The organism is Oceaniovalibus guishaninsula JLT2003, from assembly GCF_000299575.1.
Lineage (GTDB): Bacteria > Pseudomonadota > Alphaproteobacteria > Rhodobacterales > Rhodobacteraceae > Palleronia > Palleronia guishaninsula.
This window is the reverse complement of sequence record NZ_AMGO01000021.1, coordinates 26,246-52,276: the sequence shown is the minus strand read 5'-3', so window position 1 is coordinate 52,276 and position 26,031 is coordinate 26,246. Positions and strand designations below refer to the sequence as shown.

Here is a 26,031-nt window from a genome sequence, read left to right as displayed (position 1 = left end):
TCAAAGCGCGGCATCGCGCAACGTGGCTAACGCAAACCGCGCCGATCCTCGACGCGCTGGCGGGCCAGGTTGCTGTCGCGGTCGTGGATGCCCAGAAGCGGCGCGATGGTCCGCAGCAGCGAATCCTCCTCGTCGTCGCGTTCGCCATCCACCAGCACCACGTCCCAAAGCGCCTCGATCACCGCCGTGCGATCCTCGAGCGAGACCTGATCCTTGATTGCGCGGGTGAAGCGGACGGTATCGGGCGCGTCGGCCTCGATGGTTTCCCCATGTGCCCGCAGTTCGGCGGCGCCCTGGGCGTCCAGCCCGTAGCGCGCGGCAAGGATGCGGTCGATCCGGCGCATTTCGGCGGCGTCATAGGATCCGTCCGACCGGGCGATCCGCACCAGCAGGGCGGACAGCGCCAGGCGGGCATCGGTTTCGGGCATCGGCTGGGGTTCGGGGGCGGTCAGGCGTCTGAGAAGATCGGCGAACATGGCGGTCCTTGCGTGATGGGGCGGCGGGTCTTGCACGAAACGCACACCTCGCCGATACGTTGCGCGGCACCCTGTCCGGCGCGGCACGGGCGCGCTATGTATGACGAAACGCATCTGCCGGAACCGTCAATGAAAATCGCACTCGCCCTTGCCGCCCTGTCGGCGCTGCTGCCCGGACTGGCCGCCGCGCAGGATTACGGCACCCGCACGGGGACCACGCCCGACCTGATCTTCACCCTGCGGGGCGGGGTCGCGGTGACACCCGACTATTTCGGTTCGGACGATTATTCGCCCGGTCCCGATTTCGGCTTTTCGCTGGGTTATCTGCGGCTTCCGGGCGGGGTCAGCTTCGGCAGCCCCGATCCCTTGTTCGAGCCCGAGGGGCTGGGCCTGCGCGGATCGTTCCGCTACGTCAAGGATCGGGACGAGGAAGGCGGCGCGCTGAGCGGTCTGGACGATATCGACGCGACGGTCGAGCTGGGCCTCGGGCTGGGCTACAACACCCGTAATTTCGGGGCCTTCGCCGACCTGCGCCACGGGATCGGCGGGCATGAAAGTTTCGTCGGGGAACTGGGCGCAGATCTGCGCGTCCAGCCGACCGACCGCATGGAAGTGACGCTGGGGCCGCGCGTGCTGATCGGATCGGACGATTACGCCGACACCTATTTCGGCATCTCCGACAAGGAAGCGGGGCGCAGCGCGTTCTCGGCCTATGACGCGGATGGCGGCGTGCTGAGCGCCGGGCTGGAACTGGGCATGAGCTATGCGCTGACCGACGATTGGGGCGTCGAAGGCGCGGTGACATGGGACCGCCTGACCGGCGACGCCAAGGACAGCCCCATCGTGGAAGCGGGCGACCGCGACCAATACGGCATCCGCATCGGCATCACCCGACAGATCACGCTTGATTTCTGAACGTTGGGAACGATGCGAAAAGGGCCGCCCGAAAGGACGGCCCTGATGTCGGGGCGCTAGAATTCGTCAGCTACGGTCGCCGAAGATTCCGCCTTCGCCCATGTCGCGGTCATAGTCTTCCATCTCGACCTCGTCGATGTCGCCGCTCTGGTCGCGGTCATAGCGCTTGAACATGCCCTCGTTATACTCGGTTTCGTCAAGCATGCCGTCGGCATTGGCGTCCATGTCGCCGAATGTGCCGGTGCCGGTCATGGCGGTGCCGAAGTCCGTGCTGTTCATGCTGCCCATGGACATATCCGAATCCGTCGCAGTGTCGCTGGATTGTGCGAATGCAGGGGATATCGACATCAGGGCGGCGAGGGCGGCGGCGCCGATCGTCTTCGTGCTGGTCATTTCACTCTCCATCAAGGTTAGCGGTAGACATCTGCCAAATAACTGCAATGAAGGAATGTTCCGGGGGTGCCATTCACATAACAGAGATTAAGGACGCCGTCGGCTGGCAGGCAATTAGCGATCGCTGACATCGACAACGAAAAAAGGGCGACCCGAAAGCCGCCCCTGTCCGCTAGCAGCAAAGGCTCAGTCCTTGCCGCGCACCGCATCCTTGGTTTCGCCCCAGGCTTTCTGGGTCTTGCCCTCGGCCTGCTTGGCTTCGCCCTTGGCTTCGGTTTCCTTGTTGCCGGTCACTTCGCCCAGCTTTTCCTGAGCCTTGCCGGCCATGTCCTTGCCGGATCCCTTGACGCGATCTTCGTCCATGACGCTGTCCTTTCGATTTCTCTGAAAGGTTAACGGCCACCCTGCGGCAATGTTCCCCGGTCACACCAGGCGCGAGATGTCCTTGGCGGCGCGAACGAAGTCGGCGAACAGGGGATGGGGCGCGAAGGGCTTGGATTTCAGCTCGGGGTGGAACTGGACGCCGATGAACCAGGGGTGATCGTCGATCTCGACGATCTCGGGCAGGTGGCCGTCGGGCGACATACCGGAAAAGCGCAGGCCCTGCGCCTCCAGCACGTCACGATACTTGATGTCCACCTCGTAGCGGTGGCGGTGCCGTTCCTCGATCCGGGTCGAATCGTAGATCGCGGCCACCTTCGATCCTTCAGCCAGCCGCGCGGCATAGGCGCCCAGCCGCATCGTGCCGCCCTTGTCGTCCAGCACGTCGCGCGCGATCTTCTGGTTGTCCTTGATCCATTCGCGCAGGTGGAAGATCACCGGCTCGAACCGGGGCGACAGCTTGTCCACGGCTTCGAGGTCGAATTCCTGGCTGCCTGCGGTCTTGAGCCCCGCCAGATTGCGCGCCGCCTCGATCACCGCCATCTGCATCCCCAGGCAGATGCCCAGATAGGGCACCTTGCGCGTGCGGGCGAACTGGGCCGCCTTGATCTTGCCCTCGGTGCCGCGCTCGCCGAAGCCGCCGGGCACCAAAATGGCATGGAAGCCTTCCAGCCAGGGGGCCGGATCCTCACGGTCGAAAAGCTCGGCATCGACCCATTCGACGCGGACGCGGACGCGGTTCGCCATGCCGCCATGCGTCAACGCCTCGGTCACGGATTTGTAGGCGTCTTCCAGTTGGGTGTATTTGCCGACGATGGCGACGCGCACCTCGCCCTCGGGGTTGAAGATGCGGTCGGCCACGTCTTCCCAGCGCGACAGGTTGGGGCGCGGGGCGGGGCTGATGCCGAACGCGTCCAGCACCGCCTGGTCCAGCCCCTCGCGGTGATAGGCCAAGGGCGCCTCGTAGATGGATTTCAGGTCGCAGGCGGCGATCACGCTGTCGGGGCGCACGTTGCAGAACAGCGCCAGCTTCTCGCGCTCCTTTTCGGGGATGGGATGTTCGGACCGGCAGACCAGGACGTCGGGGGCGATGCCGATGCTGCGCAGCTCCTTGACGCTGTGCTGGGTCGGCTTGGTCTTCAGCTCGCCGCTGGCCGCGACGTAAGGCAGCAGCGTCAGGTGCATGTAGATGCACTGGCCGCGTGGGCGTTCCTGGCCGAACTGGCGGATCGCCTCGAAGAAGGGCAGCCCCTCGATGTCGCCCACGGTGCCGCCGATCTCGCACAGCATGAAATCGACCTCGTCGGCGCCGATGGTCAGGAAGTCCTTGATTTCATTGGTAACATGGGGAATGACCTGGATGGTCTTGCCCAGATAGTCGCCCCGGCGTTCCTTTTCCAGCACGTTGGAATAGATGCGGCCCGACGACACGCTGTCGGTGGCGCGCGCCGCGACGCCGGTGAAGCGTTCGTAGTGACCCAGATCGAGGTCGGTTTCCGCGCCGTCGTCGGTGACGAAAACCTCGCCATGCTCGAACGGCGACATCGTGCCGGGATCGACGTTGAGATAGGGGTCGAGCTTGCGCAGCCGCACGCTGAAGCCGCGCGCCTGCAACAGCGCCCCCAGAGCGGCCGAAGCGAGGCCCTTGCCCAGCGACGAGACCACGCCGCCGGTAATGAAAACGTAACGCGCCATCGGCGGCATCCCCCGTGATTGCTGGCCGGAACGGCACGGTCATGTCGGCGGCGATGGCCCGCAGGATCGCCTGTCACGGGCGTCAGCCCATACGCCCAAACCGGGCGGATCGCAACGGCGCGCGGGTCAGTCCGCGCGGGGCGGGGCCACGGGCGCGCCGCTGACCGGCGGCGGCAGCAGATCGTCGCCCGAAGGCAGGGCGGGCGCCGCGGGATCGGCCGGGGCGGGCGCGTCGATGCCCAGCCGGTCGATGACCGAAACGCCGGCGGCATTCTCGGCCGCGAAGATCGTCAGCGCGATGGACGTGCCGATGAAGCAGATCGCCAGCCCCCAGGTCATCTTGCCCAAGGCCGTGGCCGCGCCGCGCGACGACATCACGCCGCCCCCGCCGCCCATGCCCAGCCCGCCCCCTTCGGAGCGCTGCAACAGCACGGCCCCGATCAGGCACAAGGCCAGAAGAAGGTGGACGATCAGGACGATGTTCTGCATCGGGCGGTTCCCATCATGCGGGCCCCAGACGGACCGTTGACGCGCGGTATCTAAAGGCGGCATCGAAACAGCGCAACCCGGCGCGCATTTGCGGTTTCGCCGTCGCCGCCGCAGGGGTAAGACAGCCGGGTTTGCGGTGCAGGGGAATGTCATGGCCAATGTCGTGGTTGTCGGTTGCCAGTGGGGCGACGAGGGCAAGGGCAAGATCGTCGACTGGCTGAGCGAGCGGGCGGATGTCATCGCGCGCTTTCAGGGCGGTCACAATGCCGGTCACACGCTGGTCGTGGACGGCACGGTGTTCAAGCTGTCGCTGCTGCCCAGCGGCATCGTGCGCCCCGGCAAGCTAAGCGTGATCGGCAACGGCGTCGTGCTCGACCCATGGCATCTGGTCGAGGAGATCGCCAAGCTGCGCAAGCAGGGCGTCGCCATCACCCCCGAGACGCTGATGATCGCCGAGAACGCGGCGCTGATCCTGCCCATCCACGGCGAACTGGACCGTGCGCGCGAGGCGCAAAGCACCGTCGCGCGGATCGGCACCACCGGGCGCGGCATCGGTCCCGCCTATGAGGACAAGGTCGGCCGGCGGTCGGTGCGGGTCGCCGATCTGGCCGACGCCGCGACGCTGGAACGGCGGGTGGACCGCGCGCTGGTGCATCACGATGCGTTGCGCCGGGGGCTGGGGATGGATCCGGTGGACCGCGACGCACTGCTGGACGCGCTGCGCGGCGTCGCGGACGAGGTGCTGTCCTATGCCGCGCCGGTCTGGCGGGTGATGAACGACGCGCGCCGCGCCGGCCGCCGCATCCTGTTCGAAGGCGCGCAGGGCGCCTTGCTGGACGTGGATTTCGGCACCTATCCCTTCGTCACCTCGTCGAACGTCATCGCCGGGCAGGCGGCGACCGGCACCGGCATCGGGCCGGGCGCCATCGACTTCGTGCTTGGCATTGTCAAGGCCTATACCACCCGCGTCGGCGAAGGGCCGTTTCCGGCCGAACTGAACGACGCGACCGGCGAGCGTCTGGGCGAGCGGGGGCGCGAATTCGGCACCGTGACGGGGCGCAAGCGGCGCTGCGGCTGGTTCGATGCGGTGCTGGTGCGCCAGACCTGCGCCACCAGCGGCGTCAGCGGCATCGCGCTGACCAAGCTGGATGTGCTGGACGGGTTCGACGAGTTGAAGATCTGCACCGGCTACGATCTGGACGGCGAGCGGCTGGATCACCTGCCCACCGCGTCCGAGCGTCAGGCGCGCTGCGTGCCGGTCTATGAAACGCTGCCGGGCTGGTCGGAATCGACCGAAGGCGCGCGGTCCTGGGCGGATCTGCCGGGCAACGCGGTGAAATACGTCCGCCGCATCGAGGAACTGATCGGCTGTCCGGTCGCGCTATTGTCCACCTCGCCCGAGCGCGAGGACACGATCCTTGTCACCGATCCGTTCGAGGATTGAGCATGGCGCCCCGCAGCCGCATGTCGCGCAAGGCGCGGGGACGCTGGGCGTTGGCGATCCTGCTGGTGGGGCTGCCGATCTATATCGTCGTCGCGTCCAGCATCGTCACATGGCTGGGCCGCCCGCCGATCCTGGTGGAACTGGCGATCTACATGGTGCTGGGCGTGCTGTGGGCGCTGCCCTTCCGGCGGATTTTCCTGGGCGTCGGCCAGCCCGACCCCGAGGACCGCGACTGACCGCCTAGCCCTGCGGCGATGCGTCGGTGCCGGCTTCGGTTTCGGTGTCGTCCTGTTGCCAATGCTCCATCCGCTGGCGGGCGGTGATGCGCCGTGGTCGGACCGGCTGCGCGGCGGCCTGCGGGGCATCGGGTGCGGCCGGCGCGGGCACCAGCGGCGCGGGGCGGGTGACAGGGCGGCCCGTTCCGCCGGCGGGGCGCGGCTGGGGGCGGCGGGGGACGACCGGCGCGGCGGACGCATCGACCGGCGCGGCGGGCGGGGGCGCGGGGGTTTTTTGGCGCACGGCGCGCAGCACCCCGTCGGCCCGCGTCGCGGCCACGGCGGCGCGCAGATGGACGATGGCCGACCGGCGGCGGCTGCCCTCGGTTTCGCCCAGATGGGCATTGGTGCGGTCCAGCAGCCGGTCGATATCGGCATCCCCTTCGGGGTCGGTGCCGGCGTCCGGCGCATCGTCCGCCGCCGCCGGGGGGGCGTCGGCGGCGTGCGTGCGGCGGCTGACGGCCAGCGTCCCGTCGTCCTCGACCCGCGCGGCGAAGCCCTGCACCGCGAAGGCGTCGGCCAGGGCCGCGCCGTCCTCCTCGCCCGCCTCGTGCAGAAGCGGCATCATCGCGGCGAGCATCGCCAGCGGATCGGCGTCGCCGATGCGCAGCCGCAGCCGGCGGAAGGTCAGCGTCAGGTCTTCGGTCGGTTGCGTCATCTGTCCCTCGCCCCTGGTTTCATGCGCCGCCCGGCCACGATGACCCCACGGGGGGTTCTCTGTCGGGCGATTTCGCGGCAAAACGATGGTCGCATGGATAATCCGCCTGTCGCCCCGCTGGTCCGGTCTTCGGTCGCCGTCACGCTGGTGGGCGGCGGCGATGTCGCGGCGGGCGATCTGGCGCTGGCGCTGGCCCATGCGCCGCATCTGGTGGCCGCCGATGGCGGCGCGGACGCGGCGCTGGCGCTGGGGCATGTGCCGCACGCGGTGATCGGCGATCTCGATTCGCTGTCGGACGCGGCGCGGTCGCGGATGGGCGCGCGGAACATCCACCGCATCGCGGAACAGGACAGCACCGATTTCCAGAAATGCCTGCGCGCGATCGACGCGCCGCTGATCCTGGGCGTCGGATTCCTGGGCGCGCGGCTGGACCATCAGCTTGCCGCGATGACGGCGCTGGGCGGTACGCGGACGCGCTGCATCCTGATCGGGGCACGGGACGTGGCGATGCACCTGACGCGGCCTTTGACGATGGATCTGCCCTTGGGCAGCCGGCTGTCGCTTTGGCCGCTGGCGCGGGTCGCGGGCCGGTCCAAGGGGCTGGAATGGCCCATCGAGGGGCTGGATTTCGCGCCCGCCGCGCGGATCGGCACGTCGAACCGGGTGACGGGGCCGGTGCGGCTGGCGATGGACGGGCCGGGGATGCTGCTGATCCTGCCGCGCGCGGCATTGGCGGTGCTGATCGGCGCGCTGGGCTGAGGCGTCAGCGGCGCAACGGGGCCAGCGCGCGGTTCTCGGCCCCGATGCGGACGTAAAGCATCGCGGCGTTGAGGAACGTGAACGCCAGCGCCACCGGCCAAAGGCCGAGCACCATGGGCGCGGCCACGATCTCGACCACGACAAGCGCATAGTTGGGATGCGGGACGAAGCGGAACGGGCCGCGGGCCACCAGCGGCGCATCCGGCACGATGATCCGCGTCGTCCAGCGGCCGCCCAGACTGGCCAGGATCCACACGCGCAACCCCTGCAAGACCGCGAACAGGATCAGCCACGGGACCGAGACGGGGTTGTCCCAGCCCCAGACCGCGATGCAGGCCAGCCATGCCGCGTGCATCGCCACCATGAAGGGATAGTGTTCCGCCCCGTGCTCGACCGCGCCGGCGGCCAGCAGGCGGCGGGTATTGCGGCGCGCGATCGCCAGTTCCGACAGGCGTTGCAGCACCAGGAACGCGATGAACGCCAAAGCCCCCGTCATGCGTCCACCGGCAGGAACGACGCGGTGAAGCCGGGGCCAAGCGCGGTCAGCATCAGCCGCCCCGAAACGCCCGCATCCAGTGCGCGTTTCAGCACGAACAGCGCCGTGGGCGCCGACATGTTTCCGGCGGCGCGCAGCACGGCGCGTTCGTGATCCAGCGTGCCGTCCGGCAGCGACAACGCCGTTTCCAGCGCCTCGACCACCTTGGCGCCGCCCGGATGGCAGACGAAGCGGTCCACCGCATCCAGACCCAGCCCCGCCTGCGCCAGCGCGTCCTGCGCCGCGCCGCGAAACTCGGCCTCGGCGAAGGCGGGGATCGAGCGGTCGAAGATCACGCCCAGCCCGTCGGTGTCCATCTGCCAGCCCATGATGTCCAGCGTGTCGGGCCACATGTGTTCGCGGCCCTGTCCCAGAACCGGGCCGCTGTCGCCGCTGTCCAGCACGGCGGCGGCCGCGCCGTCGCCGAACAGCACCGTGGCGATGATGTCGGCCTTGCGCAGCCGGTCCAGACGGAAGGACAGTGTGCAGGTTTCGACCGCCACCATCAGCACCGTGGTGCCGGGATGCGCCGCCGCCACCGCCCGCGCGCAGGCCAGCCCCGTGACGCCGCCCGCGCAGCCCAGCCCGAACAGCGGCACGCGCCGCAGGTCGGGACGAAAGCCAAGCTCGGCCGCGGCCCGTGCCTCCAGCGTGGGGGTGGCGATCCCGGTTGACGACACGGTGACGCAGATATCCACGTCGCCGGCCGCCAGCCCCGCATCGTCCAGGGCGGCGCGGGCGGCGTCGATGAACAGGCGCGTTGCGCCGTCCAGATACATCGCGTTGCGCTGCGGCCAGTCGCGCGGTTGCTCGAACCAGTCCATCGGCGCGACGGAATAGCGGCAATCGACGCCCGCATTGGTGAAGCTGGGCGCCAGCTTGTCGAATTGCGGAAAGCGCGGCGCCAGAAGCTCGCGCGCCTTGGCCAGCACCGCGTCCTGCGGCAGCGCATGGGGCGGCAGCGCGGTGCCGAGGCCGCGCAGGCGCACGGCGGGTCCGGCGGCGGGATTGTTTCGGTCCATCTGGGTTCCTGGCGGGACGTGTCGCGCAGGACCTAGCGCGCGGCCCGGCGCGGCAAGGGCGGCAAGGGGCGCGATCCTGCCCGGCAGGCATGGTTTCCGCGCCGGCGCTGGCCTATAAGGCGCGCGCAACCGTTCCGAGGATCCGACCCATGCCGCACCCCCTGACGCCCGGCGATCTGGCCAAATCGATCGCCGCCCGGCGCGCCTGCGATTATGTCGAGGACGGCATGAAGGTCGGGCTGGGCACCGGCAGCACCGCCGCCTTCATGGTGCGCCATCTGGGACAGCTTGTCGCGGACGGCCTGCGCGTGACCTGCGTGCCCACATCGGCGCGCACCGGCGCGCTGGCGCGGTCGGTCGGCCTACAGGTCGTGACCTTGGACGAGGCGCGCTGGCTGGATCTGACCATCGACGGCGCGGACGAGTTCGACCGCGACTTCAACCTCATCAAGGGCGGCGGCGGGGCGCTGCTGCACGAAAAGATCGTCGCCGCCGCCAGCGAACGGATGGTGGTGATCGCCGATCCGTCCAAGCGCGTCGAGACGCTGGGCGCCTTTCCCCTGCCGGTCGAGGCGGTCGCCTTCGGCCTGCAATCGACGCGGGCGGCCATCGCGGAGATCCTGGCCTCGGCGGACGTTCTGAACCGCTCGGTCACGCTGCGGATGGAGGACGACGCGCCCTATGCGACGGACGAGGGGAACCGCATCCTCGATCTGGATCTGGGGCGCATCGGCGACGCGCGGCGGCTGTCGATCCAGCTCAACCAGATCCCCGGCGTGGTCGAGAACGGGCTGTTCTGCGATTTGTGCGACATCGTCGTGGTGGGCCATCCCGACGGGCGGATCGAACTGCGCGACCTCGCCAACGGCACGGTCATCGAGGAACGCGCGGAAATGGACGAACCCGACAACATCTTTGCGGAATCCGGGGACTGAACGATGAGCTTCGATTACGACCTTTTCGTCATCGGCGGCGGTTCGGGCGGCGTGCGCGCGGCGCGGATGGCGGCGGCGACCGGCGCGCGCGTCGCGCTGGCGGAAGAAGACCGCATGGGCGGCACCTGCGTCATCCGCGGCTGCGTGCCCAAGAAGATGATGGTCTTCGCCAGCGGCTATGGCCACGCGGCCGACGAGGCCCGCGATTACGGCTGGTCCGCCAAGGCGGGCACCTTCCACTGGCCGCAATTCCGCACCCGCCTGCGTGGCGAACTCGACCGGCTGGAACAGATCTATCGGTCGATGCTGGACACGTCCGGCGTCGAGATCGTGGACCAGCGCGCCACGCTTGCCGGCCCGCACGAGGTGGCGCTGGCCGATGGCACCCGCCGGTCCGCCGCGCATATCCTGATCGCCACCGGCGGCCATCCCGTGCGCCCCGACATCGAGAACGCCGATCTGGGGATGGTCAGCGACGACATCTTCCTGATGGACGAGCTGCCGAAATCCGTGCTGATCGTCGGCGGCGGCTATATCGCCTGCGAATTCGCCTGTATCCTGAACGGGCTGGGGGTGAAGGTCACGCAATACTATCGCGGCGCGCAGATCCTGCGCGGCTTCGACGACGAGGCGCGGGGCCTGATCTCGGAGGCGATGCTGGATCAGGGGATCGGCCTGCATCTGGGAACGAACATCCTGCGGATGGGGCCGGGCGATGCCGGCGGGATTCGCGTCGAATCGACCACCGGCGGCGAGGGGACGTTCGACCGCGTGCTGTTCGCCACGGGACGCAGACCGTCGACCGAAGGGCTGGGACTGGAAGAAATCGGCGTCACGCTGGGCCGCAACGGCGAAATCGTGGTGGACGGTTATTCGCAAAGCTCGGTCCCGTCCGTCTATGCCATCGGCGACGTGACCGGACGCGTGGCGCTGACGCCCGTGGCCATCCGCGAGGGCATGGCCTTCGTGCGGACCGTGTTCGAGGGCGTGAAGACCCCCGCCGATCACGACCGCATCCCGTCCGCCGTCTTCACCCGGCCCGAGCTTGGCACTGTCGGCCTGACCGAGGGACAGGCCCGCGACCGCGAGGAGGTCGAGGTTTACTGCACCTCGTTCCGGCCGATGCAGCAGGCGTTCATCGGCCGCAAGGACAGGGTGCTGATGAAGCTGATCGTGTCGCGCAGGACGCGCGTGGTGCTGGGATGTCATATCGTCGCACAGAATGCCGGCGAGATGATCCAGCTTGCCGGGATCGCGGTCAAGGCGGGGCTGACCAAGGACCAGTTCGATGCCACCTGCGCCGTCCATCCGACCATGGCCGAAGAACTGGTCACGATGCGCGAACCCGTCCGCTCGGGTTGATAATCGACAGGCACTAACCACATGCTACCCGAACGGGTTGCATTCGACACGGAATAAAAGGACCTTCCCACGCATGGCGAGCAATAATGGCGGACCCTGGGGCGGTGGCCCGCGCGGCCCCGGACCGGGCAACGACGACGACCGGCGACCGGGCGACCGCCGGCCGGGCAACGGGACGCAGATGCCCGACATCGACCAGATCATGAAGAAGGGCCAGGAACAGCTGCGCGTCCTGATGGGCGGGCGCGGCGGCCCCAGGCGTCCGGGCGGCGACGGCGGCGGCGGCATGCAGTTCGGGCGCGGCGCCTATATCATCGCCGGTCTTGCGGCTTTGGGCCTTTGGCTTTTCGCCAGTTTCTATACCGTCAAGCCCGAGGAACAGTCGGTCGAGCTGTTTCTCGGCGAATATTACGCCACCGGCAATCCGGGCCTGAACTTCGCGCCATGGCCCTTCGTCACCGCCGAGGTGATCCCCGTGACCCGCGAACAGACCGAGGATATCGGCGTCGGCACCAACACGCGCGGCGACAGCGGCCTGATGCTGACCACCGACGAGAACATCGTCGATATCGACTTCCAGGTGGTCTGGAACATCTCGGATCCCGCCATGTTCCTGTTCAACCTGGCCGAGCCGCAGCAGACCGTCCGGTCCGTCAGCGAATCCGCCATGCGCGAGGTGATCGCCCAGTCCGAACTGGCGCCGATCCTGAATCGCGACCGCGATCTGATCGCCGACACCGTGCAGGAGCTGATCCAGAATACGATGAACGCCTATGACAGCGGCATCAACATCGTCCGCCTCAACCTCGACAAGGCCGACCCGCCGACCGAGGTGATCGACGCCTTCCGCGACGTGCAGGCGGCCGAACAGGAACGCGACCGGCTGGAACGGCAGGCCGACGCCTATGCCAACCAGGCGCTGGCGCAGGCGCGCGGACAATCCGCGCAGTTGCTGGAAGAGGCCGAAGGCTATCGCGCGCAGGTCGTGAACGAGGCGGCGGGCGAGGCCAGCCGGTTCGAGGCGGTGCTGACAGAATACGAAAAGGCCCCCGCCGTGACGCGCAAGCGGCTCTATCTCGAAACGATGGAGGACGTGCTGGGCCGGGTCGACAAGGTCATTCTGGACGAACAGGGCAATGGCGGACAGGGCGTCGTGCCGTATCTGCCGCTGAACGAGCTGCGCGGCAATACCGGCGCGGCGGGCCGCGCGGCAGCGACCGGAGGGAACAATTGATGCGCAGGACATACATTATCATCGGCGTGGCGGTGGTGGCGCTGGTCACGCTGCTGAGTTCGGTCTTCATCGTGGACGAGCGCGAAAAGGCGCTGGTGCTGCAATTCGGCCAGATCCGCGACGTCAAGGAAGAACCGGGCCTGGCGTTCAAGATCCCCTTCATCCAGGAGGTCGTGCGCTATGACGACCGGATCCTGTCGCTGGATACCGACCCGATCGAGGTGACGCCCAGCGACGACCGGCGTCTGGTCGTGGACGCCTTCGCGCGCTACCGGATCGCGGATGTCGAACAGTTCCGCCGCGCCGTGGGCGTGGGCGGTGTGCGGACCGCCGAACAGCGGCTGGAATCGATCCTGACGACGCAAACCCGCGCGGTTCTGGGTTCGGACGGGGTGACGTCGAACACCATCCTGTCGGCGGATCGCGCCGCGCTGATGACGCGGATCCGCGATCAGGCCCGCCTGCGCGCCGCCGCTCTGGGGATCGAGGTGATCGACGTGCGGCTGAAGCAGACCGCGCTGCCCGAACAGAACCTGGCGGCGACCTTCGACCGGATGCGCGCCGAACGCGAACGCGAGGCGACCGACGAACGTGCCCGCGGCGCCGAGGCCGCGCAGCGCGTGCGGGCGCAGGCGGACCGCACCAAGGTGGAACTGGTGTCCGAGGCGCAGAAGGACGCCGAGATCACCCGAGGCGAGGCCGACGCGCAGCGCAACGCCATCTTCGCCGAAGCCTATAGCCGCGATCCCGAGTTCTTCGATTTCTACCGCTCGCTCGCGGCCTATCAGGGCGCGTTGAGGGAAGGGAACTCGACGATGGTGCTGTCGCCTAATTCCGAATTCTTTGACTATCTGAAATCGGATGGCGGCGTTGCCCGCGACGCTGCCAATGCGGCCGAGAACGCCCGGTCGGTGCCGATCACGCGGGCCGAGCCGGATCCGGCCAATGCGCCGCAAAGCGCCGTCACCTCGGTGCGCCCCGCCACCGGCACGGCCGAGGTTGACGCGGCGCCGGTGAACTAGGCTCATGGCCACCCTCGTGCTTGCGCTGGGGATGGTCCTTGTCGCCGAGGGGCTGGTGCTGGCACTGGCCCCTTCGCGCGTCGAGGATCTGCTGGACCTGCTGCGCACCATCCCGGTCGAGGCGCGGCGCCTGATGGGGCTGGCCGCGCTGGCCATCGGCGCGGCCCTGGTTGCGGCGGCACGGCTGATCTGACGCGCGGCGCGTGTCACGCAGTGGTGACGGCGCGCGATCACGCATTGCGTTGAAGGTCAAGCTCTCTATCTACTAAACGCTTCGATGCGGCGGGGCGGCGACACTGTCCCCTGCGACCGTCTATTCACCGAAGGGAGACGCGTGTGACTGAACTTTCCATCCCGCGAACGGGCGTCGCGCGGGCCCCGCGCCAGATGCTGGGCGCCCTGGCGCTGGGCGTCGCGCTGAGCCTGGGCACCGCCCCCGGCGTCATGGCGCAGGACCGCCCCGAACTGGCCGACCTGGCCGCGCAGATCAGCGACTCGGTCGTCAACATCACCACCTCGACCACCGTGGCCGCGCGCAGCGGTCCCGCCCCGCAGGTGCCCCCCGGCAGCCCGTTCGAGGATTTCTTCCGCGACTTCATGGAGCGCGGCGGACCGGGAATGGACAATGACCGCCCCCGCCGGTCGCAGGCGCTGGGATCGGGCTTCGTCATTTCCGACGACGGCTATATCGTCACCAACAACCACGTCATCGAGGGCGCGGACGAAATCAACGTCGAATTCTTCAACGGCACCGAACTGCCTGCCGAAGTGATCGGCACCGACCCCAAGACCGACATCGCGCTGCTGAAAGTGACCAGCGCCGCGCCACTGAAACCCGTGCCCTTCGCTGACAGCGACGGCGCGCGCGTGGGCGACTGGGTGCTGGCGATGGGCAATCCGCTGGGGCAGGGTTTCTCGGTCTCGGCCGGGATCGTGTCGGCGCGCAACCGCGAACTCAGCGGCACCTACGACGATTATATCCAGACCGACGCCGCCATCAACCGCGGCAATTCCGGCGGTCCGCTGTTCAACATGGACGGCGAGGTCGTGGGCGTGAACACGGCGATCCTGTCGCCCAATGGCGGGTCCATCGGCATCGGTTTCGCCATGTCGTCCAACGTCGTCAGCCAGGTCGTCGATCAGCTCAAGGAATTCGGCGAGACGCGGCGCGGCTGGCTGGGCGTGCGCATCCAGGACGTGACCGACGACATCGCCGAAAGCATCGGTCTGGCCGACGCGCGCGGCGCGCTGGTGACGGACGTTCCCGAAGGCCCCGCCGCCGAGGCGGGCGTCGAGGCGGGCGATGTGATCGTGGCCTTCGACGGCGGCGACGTGTCCGATACCCGCGAACTGGTGCGCCGCGTCGGCAACGCGCAGGTCGGCAAGGAAGTCAGCCTGCGCGTCTGGCGCGACGGCGAGGAGCAGACGCTCGACATCACCCTCGGCCGCCGCGAGGAAGCCGAGGCGATCCCAGTTTCCGCCGACGGATCCGATCCGGTCGAGCAGGATCTGCTGGGCGTCAAGGTGACGCCGCTCAGCGACGAGATGCGCGAACAACTCGGCGTGCCCGAAGGCACCGAAGGTCTGGCCGTGACCGATGTGGCCGAGGATGCCGAAGCGTTCGAGAAGGGCATCCGCGCCGGTGACGTCATTACCGAGGCCGGCCAGCAGAAGATCGCCAGCGTCGCCGATCTGGAAGGCCGCATCGACGAGGCGCGCGAGGCGGGGCGCAAGTCGATCCTGCTGCTGGTGCGCCGCGGCGGCGATCCGCGCTTCGTGGCCCTGCCGCTGGAGTGACGCGCGCATACGTGCGACAGGGGGCGCCTTCGGGCGCCCTTTTTCGTGCCCCTGCGCCCCACCCCGCCTTGCCCCGGCCCTGGCCTTGGGGCTGGCGCGCGCGCCGCTCGGCGCATAATCAGGGCCGAACCTTTCAAGGAGCAGCCTATGGCCCGGATCACCTATATCGAACATGGCGGCAAGGAACACGTGGTGGACGTGCCCAGCGGCCTGACCGTGATGGAAGGCGCGCGCGACAACGGCATTCCGGGGATCGAGGCCGATTGCGGCGGTGCCTGCGCCTGTTCGACCTGCCATGTCTATGTGGACGACGCCTGGACGGACAAGCTGCCGCCCAAGGACGACATGGAAGTCGATATGCTGGATTTCGCCTATCAGCCCGATCCCGACCGGTCGCGCCTGACCTGCCAGATCAAGGTGACGGACGCGCTGGACGGGCTGGTCGTGCGGATGCCCGAAAAGCAGATCTAATGCGGCTGGCGGCGGCCCTGTTGCTGGCGCTGACTGCCCCCGCCGGGGCCGACATCGCGGATGCGCGCTATGCCGGGCCGACCGACCGCTATCCCCATGACGTTCTGGGCGGCCTGCCGCGCCACGACACGCTGACGGTGACGACGGCGGGCGGCCGCCGCCTGTCGGCCCGCCGGCCCGACGCGATCGTGTTCGAGGATACGGCCCCGCGCCTTGCCGATCTCGACGGCGACGGCGCGGCCGAGGTCGTCGTCGTGGAAAGCCACCGCGATCTGGGTTCGCGGCTGGCGATCTGGGGCCTGCGCGACGGGCAACTGACGCAGCTCGGCGCGACGCCGTTCATCGGGCGGCGCTTTCGCTGGCTGGCCCCGGTCGGTGCGGCGGATCTCGATGGCGACGGCACGGTCGAACTGGCCTATGTGGACAGGCCCCACCTGGCCCGCACCCTGCGCGTCTGGCGCTGGCGGGACGGCGCGCTGGTGCCGGTCGCGGCCTTGCCCGGCGTCACCAACCACCGCGTCGGCGACCGGACGATCCTGGGCGGCATCCGCACCTGCGGCGCAAGCCCCCAGATGATCGTCGCCAGCGCCGACTGGTCGCGCCTGCTGGCGGTCACGCTGACGGACGGCGCGCTGACCGCGCGCGACATCGGCCCCATTGGCGATGCGGCCTCCGCGATGGCCTGCCGCTAGCATGGCGCGCCATCCCGCCATCGTGTCGCCCACGCTGATCGCCGCCGCGTTAGGCGAGGTCGGGATCGGGCCGGGCGACACGGTGATCGTCCACGCCGCGCTGTCGCGTCTGGGTCATGTCGCGGGCGGCGCGGAAAGTCTGGTGCGCGCGCTGCTGGGCCATGTCGCGCCCGGCGGGACGGTGATGGTGCCCGCGCAGACCTGGCTGAACCTCGACCCGGCGCGCGGCGTGCATGGCCTGCCGCCCGAAGCATGGCCCGACCTGCGCGCCGCGCTGCCGGGCTTCGATCCGGCGACGACGCCCAGCATCGGCATGGGAACCACCGCCGAGGCCGTGCGCACCTGGCCCGGCGCCCGCCGCAGCATTCATCCGACCCGATCCTGGGCCGCCATCGGCGCGCGCGCCGCCGCGCTGACGCGAACCCACGATTTCGACGATGTGCATGGCGATGCAAGCCCGCTGGGCGCCGCATGGCGGGCCGATGCGCGGATCCTGCTGGCAGGCGTCGGCTATGACAAGTGCACCGCCCTGCACCTTGCCGAGACGCGCGCCGACTGGCCCGGCAAGCGGGTCGAGGAAGACACAAGCTGGATGCGCGACGCGGACGGGCGGCGCGAGGTGCGCTGCCGATCCATCGTCTTCGACGACAGCGACTTCGCCCGCATCGGCGCCGCGTTCGAGGCGACGGGGCAGGTCCGCGCGGCCCCCTTGGGCGACGGGACGATCAGGGGGTTCGGCCTGCGCGATCTGGTGGATTTCGCGACCCAATGGATCGCGCGCAACCGCTGACGGGCCGCGTCAGCCCCGGCCCGCCATCGCCCGCCAGCCGATATCGCGGCGGAAAACGCCGCCCGGCCAGTCCACCGCGTCGCACATCGCATAGGCCCGCGCCGCCGCCGCCGACAGGTCGCCGCCTCGCGCCGACACCCCCAGCACCCGGCCGCCTGCCGACACCACGCGTCCGTCGCGCAACGCCGTGCCGGCATGAAACACCATTTCCGACGACGTGCCGCCCAGCCCCGCCAGCCCGCCGATGGCCTCGCCCGCCGCATGATCGCCCGGATAGCCGCGCGCCGCCATCACCACGCAGATCGCATGATCGTCGGCCCAGTTGACGCGCGCGCCGTGCAGCCGCCCCTCGGCGCAGGCCAGCATCAGGTCCAGCGCCTGCGCGCCCAGCCGCATCATCAGCACCTGCGCCTCGGGGTCGCCGAACCGCGCGTTGAACTCGATCAGGCGCGGCGCGCCGTCCGCGATCATCAGCCCGACATAAAGCACCCCGCGATAGGGCGTGCCGCGGCGCGCCATCTCGGCCATGCAGGGCCGCACGATGGTGTCGATCGCGCGCGCCGCCACCGCGTCGGTCAGCACCGGCGCGGGCGAATAGGCGCCCATGCCGCCCGTGTTGGGGCCGGTATCGCCCTCGCCGATGCGCTTGTGATCCTGCGCGGTGCCGATGGGCAGGATGTCGGTGCCGTCCACCAGCACGAAGAACGACGCCTCCTCGCCCTCCAGCATCTCCTCGATGACCACCGACGCGCCCGCCGCGCCGAAGCGTCCGCCCAGCATGTCGTCCACCGCCGCCAGCGCCTCGTCCACGCTGGCGGCCACGACCACGCCCTTGCCCGCCGCCAGCCCGTCCGCCTTGACGACCAGCGGCGCGCCCGATGCCCGCACATGCGCGCGCGCCGCTTCGGCATCGTCGAACCGCGCCCAGCGGGCCGTGGGCGCACCGACCGCATCGCAGATTTCCTTGGTGAACGCCTTCGACGTCTCCAGCCGCGCCGCCGCCCGGTCCGGCCCCAGCACCAGCACCCCCGCCTGCCGCAGCGCGTCGGCCACCCCCGCCTCCAGCGGGCCCTCGGGGCCGATCACCACGAAATCCACCGCCGTCTCCGCGCAGAAGTTCACCACCGCCACCGGATCGGCCATGTCGAGCCGCACGTTTTCCGCGATGGCGGCGGTGCCCGCATTGCCCGGCGCCACGATCAGCCGGTCGCATTTGGGGTTCTGCAACGCGGCCCAGGCCAGCGCATGTTCGCGCCCGCCGCCGCCCAGGATCAGGATGTTCATGCGCCCCGATACCGGCTGGCGCCGGGCCGGGCAAGCGCGCGGCGTTGCACCTTTCGCGCCGCGCGGTATCCTGCAACGCATGGACCTCATCGACGATCCCGCGCCGGGCCAGAACGCGCCCGAATTCACCGTTTCGGAAATCTCGGGCGCCGTCAAACGCGTGATCGAGGGCGAATTCGGCCGCGTCCGCGTGCGCGGCGAAGTGGGGCGCGTGTCGCATGCGCGCTCGGGCCACCTTTACTTCGACGTCAAGGACGACCGCAACCTGCTGGCCTGCGTCGCATGGAAGGGCCAGGTCGCCGCGCTGACCGCCATGCCCGAGGAAGGCGCCGAGGTCGTCGTCACCGGCCGCCTGACCACCTTCGGCAGCCAGTCGAAATACCAGATGAACGTGGACGGCCTGCGTCCGGCGGGCGTCGGCGCGCTGATGGCGATGCTGGAAAAGCGCCGCGCCCAGTTTCAGGCCGAGGGGCTGTTCGATCCCGCCGCCAAGCGCCCGCTGCCGTTCCTGCCGCGCGTGATCGGCGTGGTCACGTCGCCCACGGGGGCCGTCATCCGCGACATCCTGCACCGCCTGCGCGACCGCTTTCCGTCGCGCGTGCTGGTCTGGCCCGTCGCCGTGCAGGGCCGCGCCTGCGCGCCCGAAGTGGCCGCCGCCATCGCCGGGTTCAACGCCCTGCCGCCCGACGGCCCCATCCCGCGGCCCGACCTGCTGATCGTCGCGCGCGGCGGCGGGTCGGTCGAGGATCTGTGGGGCTTCAACGAGGAAATCGTCGTGCGCGCGGCCTTCGCGGGCACCATTCCGCTGATTTCCGCCGTGGGCCACGAAACCGACACGTCGCTGCTGGATCACGCCGCCGACAGGCGCGCGCCGACGCCCAGCGCCGCCGCCGAGATGGCGGTGCCGGTGCGGCTGGATCTGGTGGCGCAGACCGACGCGCTGGGGGCGCGGCTGACCCGCGCGCTGGGGCAGGGGGTGGCGCGCCGCCGCGACCGCCTGCGCGACCTGTCCCGCGCCCTGCCGCGCGCCGACACGCTGACCGCGCAGGGACGCCAGCGGCTCGATCTGGCGGAACGGCGGCTGGATGCCGCGCTGGCGGCGGGACAGGCGGCGCGCCGCGCGCGTCTGGCCGAACGCAGCGCCCATCTGCGCCCCTCGGGCCTGATGCAGCGGCTGGTGGCCTGCGACCGCACCGCCGCCGGGCTGGGCGCGCGTCTGGCCCCCGGCCTGCGCCGCGCGCTCGATCTGCGCGCCGCCCGCCTGGCCGAACGGTCGGACCGCCTGCGCCCCGACGCCCTGCGGCGCGACATCGCGCGCCACCGCGACACCCTTTCGCGGCAGGTCGCGCGCTTGGCGGCGGCGCAATCCGCGCGTCTGGAACGCGGCGGCCGGCAGCTCGAGGCGCTGGACCGCCTGCGCCTGTCGCTGGGATACGAGGCGACGCTGCAACGCGGCTATGCCGTCGTGCGCGCGGGCGATGCGGTCGTCACCACCCGCGCCGCCGCCGAAGCCGCCGCTGCCCCGCTGGAAATCCAGTTCCGCGACGGCCGCATGACGCCCGGCGCGCGCCGCCGCCGCAAGCAGACCCCCCCGCCGCCCGATCAGGGCACGCTGCTGTGACCCGTCAGACCCCGATGCGCGGGCCGAGGCATTGCATCGGTTCGTCCGTTTCGTGCGTCTGATAAAGGTCGTCGCCGGGCGCGTCGCCCGCGAACCGCGCGCGCAGGCCGTCGGTCTCGGCGAAGAACTGCCAGCATTGCGGCCCGGTCCCGTCCTCGTATTCGAAGCAGATCAGGCCATCGCTCTCGTACCAGATGCCGTCCTTGCATTCGTCGCCCAGAAACGACCAGCGCACCCGTCGGCCCGGCAGATACTGCTCGATTCCATAGGGAACGCCGGCGGACGAATAGAACATCGTCTTGCCGGTCACGCGCGCCTCGAACCCGGCCGCGTCCAGCGGGGTTTCGGCGGGGGCGGCATGGCCCGGCATCAGCAGGGCGGCGGCCAGAAGGGCGGTGCGGATCATCGTCGCACAATGCCATGCCGCGCTCGCCGGGACCAGCCCGCGCCGCGATCCCGCCCGACCCCGCTTTGCAACCCGCCGCCGAACGGCTAGGTGATCGCCCGAAGGGGGCCGTCCATGTCGTTTCTCAACAAGCTCAAGTCGCGCCTGTTCAAGTCCTCGTCGAAGATCGACGAAGGGCTGGACGCCATCGTCGAGGATGCCGCCCCGCCAGAACAGCCGCCCGCCTCGCCCCCCGCCGACGCCGCCCCGCCGCCCGCGCCCGAGCCTTCGGCGAAACCCGGCCTGATGGGCCGCATGTTCGGCACGGCCCAGCCGCCCGTCGCGCGCCGCGCCCTCGACGACGCCATGCTGGAGGAGCTGGAGGATCTGCTGATCCAGGCCGATATGGGGGTCGAGACCGCCGCCCGCGTGACCGCCAACATGGCCGAAGGCCGCCTTGGCCGCCGTCTGTCCGTGCCCGAGATCAAGGCGCTTCTGTCCGCCGAGGTCGCCCGCATCATGGAGCCGGTGGCCCGCCCCATGCCGCTTTATCCGCGCCGCCCGCAGGTCGTGCTGGTGGTGGGCGTCAACGGATCGGGCAAGACCACCACCATCGGCAAGCTGGCGTCGCAGTTCCGCGCGGCGGGCAAGTCCGTGGTCATCGCGGCCGGCGACACGTTTCGCGCGGCGGCGGTGGAACAGTTGCAGATCTGGGGCGACCGCGCGGGCGTGCCGGTGATGACCGCGCCGCAGGGATCGGACCCCGCCAGCCTCGCCTTCGACGCGATGACGCGGGCCGAGGCCGAGGGCGCCGACCTGCTGCTGATCGACACCGCCGGGCGCCTACAGAACCGCACCGACCTGATGGAGGAGCTGGCCAAGATCGTCCGCGTCATTCGCAAGAAGGACGCGACCGCGCCGCACAACACCATTCTGGTGCTCGACGCCACGACCGGCCAGAACGCGCTCAGCCAGGTCGAGACGTTCCAGAAGCTGGCCGATGTCACCGGGCTGGTGATGACCAAGCTGGACGGCACCGCGCGCGGCGGCGTGCTGGTCGCGCTGGCCGACCGCTTCGGCCTGCCCATCCACGCCATCGGCGTGGGCGAACAGATCGACGATCTGGCCCCCTTCGACCCGCAGGATTTCGCCACGGCGCTGGTCGGCATTGACGATTGACCGCGTCGGCGACGCCGCCGGGGTTGTAACCCGCTATCGGACGGGTCTTGCTGCCCGGATTGCAGAATGGAGATGACAATGCCCCCGATCCGAACCGCCGCGACGGCCTTGCTGCTGCTGACCGGCGCAATCGCGCCCGCTTTGGCCGACAGTCACGAGGCCACCGCGCCGCACGACGCGCATGGCGAAATGGGCACGGCCGTCGCCGCCGAGGCCGCGGCGGCCGCCCATGCCACCATGTCGCAGGCGATGGCGATCGACCCCACGGGCGATCCCGACATCGACTTCGCTCGCGCGATGATCCCGCATCACCAGGGCGCCATCGACATGGCGCAGGTCGTCCTGGAACACGGTGCGGATCCCGACCTGCGCAAGCTGGCGCAGGACGTGATCGAAGCGCAGGAGGCCGAAATCGCCTTCCTTCGGGACTGGCTTGCGCGGAACGACAAATAGCGATCCGCGCGATCGCAAGGAACCGGGCGTTGTCTAGGGGCGGTCTTCGGTGTCGAAGATCCGCCGCTCGATCGCGCCCAGCACCGCGATGATCGTCACCACGATCACCGTCGCCAGCACCGCCAGCAGCGTCTGGCCCGCGCCGCAGGCCAGCCCCACCGCGCCCGCCATCCACATCGACGCGCCGGTGGTGATGTTCTGCACCTTTCCGCCCGAGGTAAAGATGATCCCCGCCGCCAAAAACGCGACGCCCGCCGTCACCGCCTCGATCAGGCGCAGCGGGTCGATGCGGCGCTGGTCCACGTCGCCGAAGGGCAGCTCGCTCAGTTGCTGGCCGACGATGGTGAACAGGCACGCCGCAATGGCGATCAGCATGTGCGTGCGCAACCCCGCGGGCTTGCGACTGTGTTCGCGTTCCAGCCCGATGATGCCGCCCAGCACCATCGCCGCGACCAGCCGGATGCCCGCCACCTGCGCCGGCACCACCGAAAAGCCGCCCAGCAACTCGTCATACAGCGCGTCGCCCATCGCCCCGTTCCTTCCCCACGGCCCAACCCGCAGGCCCGCCGCGCCGTTCCCCGCGCCATGACGGACTGGCTTCTGTCGCTCGAAGGGACGCGGGCCGGGCACGATCTGGCGCTGGTCCTGGCGCTGGTCGCGGCGTTCCTGCACGCGATCTTCGGCGCGTTGCAGAAGGGCCGCTTCGATCCCTTCATCAGCCGCATGGCGATGGATGGCGGCTATGGCCTGATGGCCGCGCCCTTCGCGCTTGTCGTCGTGCCCTGGCCCGCGCCGCATCTGTGGCCGATCTTCGCGGGCGCCGTCGCGATTCACGCCGCCTACAAGCTGGCGATGGGCTTCGCCTATACCAAGGGCGCCTTCACCGTCGTCTATCCGGTCGTGCGCGGGACCGGATCGCTTTTCGCCGTGCTGGGCGCCTGGCTGGTCTTCGCCGAGGCGTTCAGCCCCGTCCAATGGGCCGGCGTCGCGGTGCTGATGGCGGGCATCTTCGGGCTGGCCGCCTATAACTTGGCCTATCTGCGCGCCGACCGCGCCACGCTTCCCGCCGCGATGGGGCTGGCGGTGCTGACGGGGCTTCTGGTCGCGCTTTACACCACGTGGGACGCCTATGGCATCCGGGCCGCGGCCGATCCCTTCACCTTCCTGGCCTGGTTCTTCATGCTCGACGGGCTGACCTTCGCGCCGCTGGTGGCGGTCTTTCACCGCCGCGCGGTCGCCGCGATTGTGGACTGGCCGGCGCTGGCGGCGCGCGGTATCACCGGCGGGCTGGTGGCCTTCGGCAGCTTCGGGTCGGTGATGCTGGCGACGCGGCTCGACAAGGTGGGCGAAGCGGCGATCCTGCGCGAAACGTCGCCGGTCTTCGCCGCCGCGCTGGGCTGGCTGCTGCTGGGCGAGACGGTCGGCCCCCGCCGGCTGGCCTTCATCGCGCTGATCGCGGCGGGGGCGGTGATAGTGGAGACGGGCTGATGGCCGAACGACAGATCAACGGGGTGCTCAAGCAGGTGCTGGAACTGGGGCCGCCGCTGCTGTTCTTCGTCGTCTACCTGCAACTGCGCGATACCGAATACGTCATCGGCGCGCGCAGCTACGACGGCTTCATTGTCGCGGCGGCGATCTTCGTGCCGATCCTGCTGGCGGCGATGGGCGCGCTCTGGGCGCTGACCGGGCGGCTCAGCCGGATGCAGATCGTGACGGCGGTGCTGGTCATCGTCTTCGGCGGGCTGACCGTGTGGTTTAACGACGAACGCTTCTTCAAGATGAAGACCACCATCGTCTACGGCCTTCTCGCTGCGATCCTGGGCTTCGGCCTCTGGCGCGGTCAAAGCTATCTGGCCTTCGTCATGTCCGAGATGCTGCCGATGCGCGACGAGGGCTGGATGATCCTGACCCGGCGGCTGACGGCGATGTTCGCCCTGCTGGCCGTGGCGAACGAGGTTATCTGGCGCACCATGTCCAACGACGCCTGGGTGACGATCGAAACCTTCGTGTTCCCCGTTCTTCTGTTCGCCTTCTTCATGGCGCAGGCCCGCCTGTTCCAGACCTATGGCGAGGATGACGGATAGCGCGCGCTACATCATTTCCGACAGATCCGGCCGTCTTCCGCGCAGATCGCCATAGGCCCCGCCGCCCGCCTTGCCGCCGGTGATCAGGTTCAGCGTCGCGCGGTCCAGCGGCGCGGCAAAGGCCAGGCCGATCCGGTCGCCGCGCCGCCAGCGCACCTCGCCCGCGATCCAGTCGGTCGAGGGCTCGATCGCCACCATGTCGCCCACCGCCGGGTCCAGCCCCCCCGTGGTCAGCGCCATGCCGCCGGGGCTGACGTCGATCACCCGCGCCAATCGCTCGGCCCCGCCCGCGCGCAGCTTCAGCGTGAAATCCACCGGCCAGCGCCGTCCACGATAAAGCATGTCATCCTCCTTTCCGCGCTGTCAGCATCGCACCCAAAGCTGAATGTCCGGTTAACCGCCGCGATCTTGACGCCGCGCGCGCCGGTCCCTATCGACGGCCCCTGCCGATGCGCCAAGCGGGGACCGCCATGCACGACGACTGGAAACCGCGCACGCGCATGGTCCATACCGGATCGCGCCGCAGCCGCTATGGCGAGGTCAGCGAATCCATCTTCCTGACCCAGGGCTTCGTCTACGACACCGCCGAAGATGCCGCGCAGCGGTTCGAATCGCTGGGCGAAGACGAATTCATCTATGCGCGCTACGGCAACCCCACCGTGCGGATGTTCGAGGACCGCATCGCGTCGCTGGAAGGGACCGAAGACGCCTTCGCCACCGCCAGCGGCATGGCGGCCGTCACCGGCGCGCTGGCCTCGATGCTGCGCGCGGGCGATCATGTGGTCAGCGCGCGGGCGCTGTTCGGATCGTGCCTTTATATCCTCGAGGACGTTCTGGCGCGCTACGGGGTCGAGGTGACGTTCGTGGACGGCACCGATCTGGACCAGTGGCGCGCCGCCCTGCGCCCCGACACGCGTGCCGTGTTCCTCGAATCCATCTCGAACCCCACGCTGGAAATCGCCGACCTGCGCGCCGTGGCCGATCTGGCCCACGGCGTCGGCGCCACGGTGATCGTCGATAACGTCTTCGTCACGCCGGTCTTTTCGCGCGCGGTCGAACTGGGCGCCGATCTCGTCGTCTATTCCGCGACCAAACATATCGACGGGCAGGGCCGCGCGCTGGGCGGCGTCATCCTCGGCAGCCGCGACCATATCCGCAAGGTCGTCGAACCCTACATGAAGCACACCGGCGGGGCGATGTCGCCCTTCACCGCCTGGATCATGCTGAAGGGGATGGAAACGCTGGATCTGCGTGTGCGCGCGCAGGCCGAAGGCGCACGGGCCCTGGCCGACGCGCTGTCGGACGATCCGCGCGTGCGCGTGATCTTTCCGGGCCTGCCCGATCACCCGCAACACGCGCTTGTCGGCGACCAGATGGCCGGGCCCGGCACCGTTCTGGCGCTGGACATCGCCGGGGGGCAGGAGGCCGCGTTCCGGTTCCTGAACGCGCTGGAGATCGTGCTGATCTCGAACAACCTGGGCGACGCGAAAAGCATCGTTACCCATCCCGCGACGACCACGCATCAACGCCTGTCGCCCGAACGCAAGGACCAGCTCGGCATCGCGCCGGGTCTGGTGCGCCTTTCCGTGGGGCTGGAGGATCCGGCCGACCTGCTGGCCGATCTGCGGCGGGGGCTGGACGCGATCTGACGGGTTCCGCGCTGCGGCATCGGCGCATTGG

The 26,031-nt window shown here is 69.5% G+C and carries 31 protein-coding genes; 19 read left to right on the top strand and 12 right to left on the bottom strand.

The features are described from left to right. Window positions 1–26: 26 nt before the first annotated feature. Window positions 27–476 carry a tellurite resistance TerB family protein gene (locus tag OCGS_RS06290; protein ID WP_007426394.1) on the bottom strand — a complete coding sequence of 150 codons (450 nt, stop codon included), beginning with the start codon at window positions 474–476 and terminating at the stop codon, window positions 27–29. 129 nt (window positions 477–605) lie between these two features. On the opposite strand from OCGS_RS06290, the gene OCGS_RS06285 reads away from it, so the two are divergent. Beyond that, the gene (locus OCGS_RS06285; RefSeq protein WP_040610688.1) at window positions 606–1,391 is read left to right on the top strand and encodes a MipA/OmpV family protein; all 786 of its coding nucleotides are present in this window, start codon (window positions 606–608) and stop codon (window positions 1,389–1,391) included. A gap of 66 nt (window positions 1,392–1,457) precedes the next feature. Here OCGS_RS06285 and OCGS_RS06280 read toward each other — a convergent pair whose 3' ends face one another. The 4 genes from OCGS_RS06280 to secG form a co-directional block, all read right to left on the bottom strand. Next, complete coding sequence (locus OCGS_RS06280) at window positions 1,458–1,784, bottom strand: hypothetical protein (RefSeq protein ID WP_007426392.1); 327 nt, start codon at window positions 1,782–1,784, stop codon at window positions 1,458–1,460. A 186-nt stretch (window positions 1,785–1,970) separates the two neighbouring features. Next, entirely contained in the window at window positions 1,971–2,147 is a 177-nt protein-coding gene (locus tag OCGS_RS06275) for a CsbD family protein (RefSeq protein WP_007426391.1), read from the bottom strand. Between the two features lie 60 nt (window positions 2,148–2,207). Continuing rightward, window positions 2,208–3,860 (bottom strand): CTP synthase, encoded by a 1,653-nt coding sequence (locus tag OCGS_RS06270; RefSeq protein WP_007426390.1) that lies wholly within the window; start codon window positions 3,858–3,860, stop codon window positions 2,208–2,210. Between the two features lie 126 nt (window positions 3,861–3,986). Then, on the bottom strand, window positions 3,987–4,349 hold the full coding sequence (gene secG / locus OCGS_RS06265) for a preprotein translocase subunit SecG (protein ID WP_007426389.1): 363 nt from the start codon (window positions 4,347–4,349) through the stop codon (window positions 3,987–3,989). Between the two features lie 151 nt (window positions 4,350–4,500). Between secG and OCGS_RS06260 the strand changes: the two genes are divergently transcribed. Both OCGS_RS06260 and OCGS_RS06255 read left to right on the top strand, forming a co-directional pair. Then, window positions 4,501–5,793 carry an adenylosuccinate synthase gene (locus OCGS_RS06260; RefSeq protein ID WP_007426388.1) on the top strand — a complete coding sequence of 431 codons (1,293 nt, stop codon included), beginning with the start codon at window positions 4,501–4,503 and terminating at the stop codon, window positions 5,791–5,793. 2 nt (window positions 5,794–5,795) lie between these two features. Then, on the top strand, window positions 5,796–6,029 hold the full coding sequence (locus tag OCGS_RS06255; protein ID WP_007426387.1) for a DUF2842 domain-containing protein: 234 nt from the start codon (window positions 5,796–5,798) through the stop codon (window positions 6,027–6,029). Between the two features lie 4 nt (window positions 6,030–6,033). Here the strand turns inward: OCGS_RS06255 and OCGS_RS06250 are convergent, their stop codons facing one another. Then, on the bottom strand, window positions 6,034–6,726 hold the full coding sequence (locus OCGS_RS06250; RefSeq protein WP_007426386.1) for a hypothetical protein: 693 nt from the start codon (window positions 6,724–6,726) through the stop codon (window positions 6,034–6,036). Window positions 6,727–6,819: 93 nt separating this feature from the next. On the opposite strand from OCGS_RS06250, the gene OCGS_RS06245 reads away from it, so the two are divergent. Next, on the top strand, window positions 6,820–7,485 hold the full coding sequence (locus tag OCGS_RS06245; protein ID WP_007426385.1) for a thiamine diphosphokinase: 666 nt from the start codon (window positions 6,820–6,822) through the stop codon (window positions 7,483–7,485). A 4-nt stretch (window positions 7,486–7,489) separates the two neighbouring features. Here OCGS_RS06245 and OCGS_RS06240 read toward each other — a convergent pair whose 3' ends face one another. Further along, entirely contained in the window at window positions 7,490–7,981 is a 492-nt protein-coding gene (locus tag OCGS_RS06240; protein WP_007426384.1) for an isoprenylcysteine carboxyl methyltransferase family protein, read from the bottom strand. Continuing rightward, entirely contained in the window at window positions 7,978–9,042 is a 1,065-nt protein-coding gene (locus OCGS_RS06235; RefSeq protein ID WP_007426383.1) for a type III polyketide synthase, read from the bottom strand. Before OCGS_RS06235 ends, OCGS_RS06240 begins: the two co-directional genes overlap by 4 nt. Window positions 9,043–9,191: 149 nt before the next feature. Between OCGS_RS06235 and rpiA the strand changes: the two genes are divergently transcribed. From rpiA to OCGS_RS06190, 9 genes are all read left to right on the top strand, one after another. Further along, window positions 9,192–9,977 (top strand): ribose-5-phosphate isomerase RpiA, encoded by a 786-nt coding sequence (rpiA, locus tag OCGS_RS06230; RefSeq protein ID WP_007426382.1) that lies wholly within the window; start codon window positions 9,192–9,194, stop codon window positions 9,975–9,977. A 3-nt stretch (window positions 9,978–9,980) separates the two neighbouring features. Next, window positions 9,981–11,339, top strand: coding sequence for a glutathione-disulfide reductase (gorA, locus tag OCGS_RS06225; protein ID WP_007426381.1), 1,359 nt, complete (start codon window positions 9,981–9,983; stop codon window positions 11,337–11,339). Window positions 11,340–11,412: 73 nt separating this feature from the next. After that, window positions 11,413–12,573 carry an FtsH protease activity modulator HflK gene (gene hflK / locus OCGS_RS06220; protein WP_040610642.1) on the top strand — a complete coding sequence of 387 codons (1,161 nt, stop codon included), beginning with the start codon at window positions 11,413–11,415 and terminating at the stop codon, window positions 12,571–12,573. Beyond that, window positions 12,573–13,595 (top strand): protease modulator HflC, encoded by a 1,023-nt coding sequence (hflC, locus tag OCGS_RS06215; protein WP_007426379.1) that lies wholly within the window; start codon window positions 12,573–12,575, stop codon window positions 13,593–13,595. The genes hflK and hflC overlap by 1 nt, the downstream gene beginning before the upstream one ends. A 4-nt stretch (window positions 13,596–13,599) precedes the next feature. Then, window positions 13,600–13,788 carry a DUF2065 family protein gene (locus OCGS_RS06210; protein ID WP_007426378.1) on the top strand — a complete coding sequence of 63 codons (189 nt, stop codon included), beginning with the start codon at window positions 13,600–13,602 and terminating at the stop codon, window positions 13,786–13,788. Between the two features lie 194 nt (window positions 13,789–13,982). Then, a complete protein-coding gene (locus OCGS_RS06205) occupies window positions 13,983–15,392 on the top strand; it encodes a DegQ family serine endoprotease (RefSeq protein ID WP_083848219.1) in 1,410 nt (469 codons plus the stop codon). A gap of 147 nt (window positions 15,393–15,539) precedes the next feature. Beyond that, entirely contained in the window at window positions 15,540–15,863 is a 324-nt protein-coding gene (locus OCGS_RS06200) for a 2Fe-2S iron-sulfur cluster-binding protein (protein ID WP_007426376.1), read from the top strand. After that, complete coding sequence (locus OCGS_RS06195; protein WP_007426375.1) at window positions 15,863–16,555, top strand: FG-GAP repeat domain-containing protein; 693 nt, start codon at window positions 15,863–15,865, stop codon at window positions 16,553–16,555. The genes OCGS_RS06200 and OCGS_RS06195 overlap by 1 nt, the downstream gene beginning before the upstream one ends. A 1-nt stretch (window position 16,556) precedes the next feature. After that, on the top strand, window positions 16,557–17,345 hold the full coding sequence (locus OCGS_RS06190; protein WP_007426374.1) for an AAC(3) family N-acetyltransferase: 789 nt from the start codon (window positions 16,557–16,559) through the stop codon (window positions 17,343–17,345). A gap of 9 nt (window positions 17,346–17,354) precedes the next feature. On the opposite strand, the gene purD is transcribed toward OCGS_RS06190, so the two are convergent. Then, window positions 17,355–18,629, bottom strand: a complete 1,275-nt coding sequence (gene purD, locus OCGS_RS06185; protein WP_007426373.1) for a phosphoribosylamine--glycine ligase — start codon at window positions 18,627–18,629, stop codon at window positions 17,355–17,357. 79 nt (window positions 18,630–18,708) lie between these two features. Here purD and xseA point away from each other — a divergent pair, with 79 nt between their 5' ends. Continuing rightward, complete coding sequence (gene xseA / locus OCGS_RS06180; protein WP_040610685.1) at window positions 18,709–20,250, top strand: exodeoxyribonuclease VII large subunit; 1,542 nt, start codon at window positions 18,709–18,711, stop codon at window positions 20,248–20,250. A gap of 4 nt (window positions 20,251–20,254) precedes the next feature. Here xseA and OCGS_RS06175 read toward each other — a convergent pair whose 3' ends face one another. Beyond that, complete coding sequence (locus OCGS_RS06175; RefSeq protein WP_007426371.1) at window positions 20,255–20,656, bottom strand: hypothetical protein; 402 nt, start codon at window positions 20,654–20,656, stop codon at window positions 20,255–20,257. Window positions 20,657–20,770: 114 nt separating this feature from the next. On the opposite strand from OCGS_RS06175, the gene ftsY reads away from it, so the two are divergent. Together ftsY and copM are read left to right on the top strand one after the other, a co-directional pair. After that, the gene (gene ftsY / locus OCGS_RS06170) at window positions 20,771–21,814 is read left to right on the top strand and encodes a signal recognition particle-docking protein FtsY (RefSeq protein ID WP_007426370.1); all 1,044 of its coding nucleotides are present in this window, start codon (window positions 20,771–20,773) and stop codon (window positions 21,812–21,814) included. A 78-nt stretch (window positions 21,815–21,892) separates the two neighbouring features. Continuing rightward, on the top strand, window positions 21,893–22,267 hold the full coding sequence (gene copM, locus OCGS_RS06165) for a CopM family metallochaperone (RefSeq protein WP_007426369.1): 375 nt from the start codon (window positions 21,893–21,895) through the stop codon (window positions 22,265–22,267). A gap of 33 nt (window positions 22,268–22,300) precedes the next feature. Here the strand turns inward: copM and OCGS_RS06160 are convergent, their stop codons facing one another. Then, a complete protein-coding gene (locus tag OCGS_RS06160) occupies window positions 22,301–22,795 on the bottom strand; it encodes an MgtC/SapB family protein (protein ID WP_007426368.1) in 495 nt (164 codons plus the stop codon). Between the two features lie 57 nt (window positions 22,796–22,852). Here OCGS_RS06160 and OCGS_RS06155 point away from each other — a divergent pair, with 57 nt between their 5' ends. Both OCGS_RS06155 and OCGS_RS06150 read left to right on the top strand, forming a co-directional pair. After that, window positions 22,853–23,755, top strand: coding sequence for a DMT family transporter (locus tag OCGS_RS06155; protein WP_007426367.1), 903 nt, complete (start codon window positions 22,853–22,855; stop codon window positions 23,753–23,755). Continuing rightward, complete coding sequence (locus tag OCGS_RS06150; protein ID WP_007426366.1) at window positions 23,755–24,351, top strand: inner membrane-spanning protein YciB; 597 nt, start codon at window positions 23,755–23,757, stop codon at window positions 24,349–24,351. Before OCGS_RS06155 ends, OCGS_RS06150 begins: the two co-directional genes overlap by 1 nt. A 6-nt stretch (window positions 24,352–24,357) precedes the next feature. On the opposite strand, the gene OCGS_RS06145 is transcribed toward OCGS_RS06150, so the two are convergent. Continuing rightward, entirely contained in the window at window positions 24,358–24,693 is a 336-nt protein-coding gene (locus OCGS_RS06145; protein ID WP_007426365.1) for a PilZ domain-containing protein, read from the bottom strand. Window positions 24,694–24,821: 128 nt separating this feature from the next. Here OCGS_RS06145 and metZ point away from each other — a divergent pair, with 128 nt between their 5' ends. Further along, window positions 24,822–26,000 carry an O-succinylhomoserine sulfhydrylase gene (gene metZ / locus OCGS_RS06140; protein WP_007426364.1) on the top strand — a complete coding sequence of 393 codons (1,179 nt, stop codon included), beginning with the start codon at window positions 24,822–24,824 and terminating at the stop codon, window positions 25,998–26,000. The last annotated feature ends 31 nt before the right edge of the window (window positions 26,001–26,031 follow it).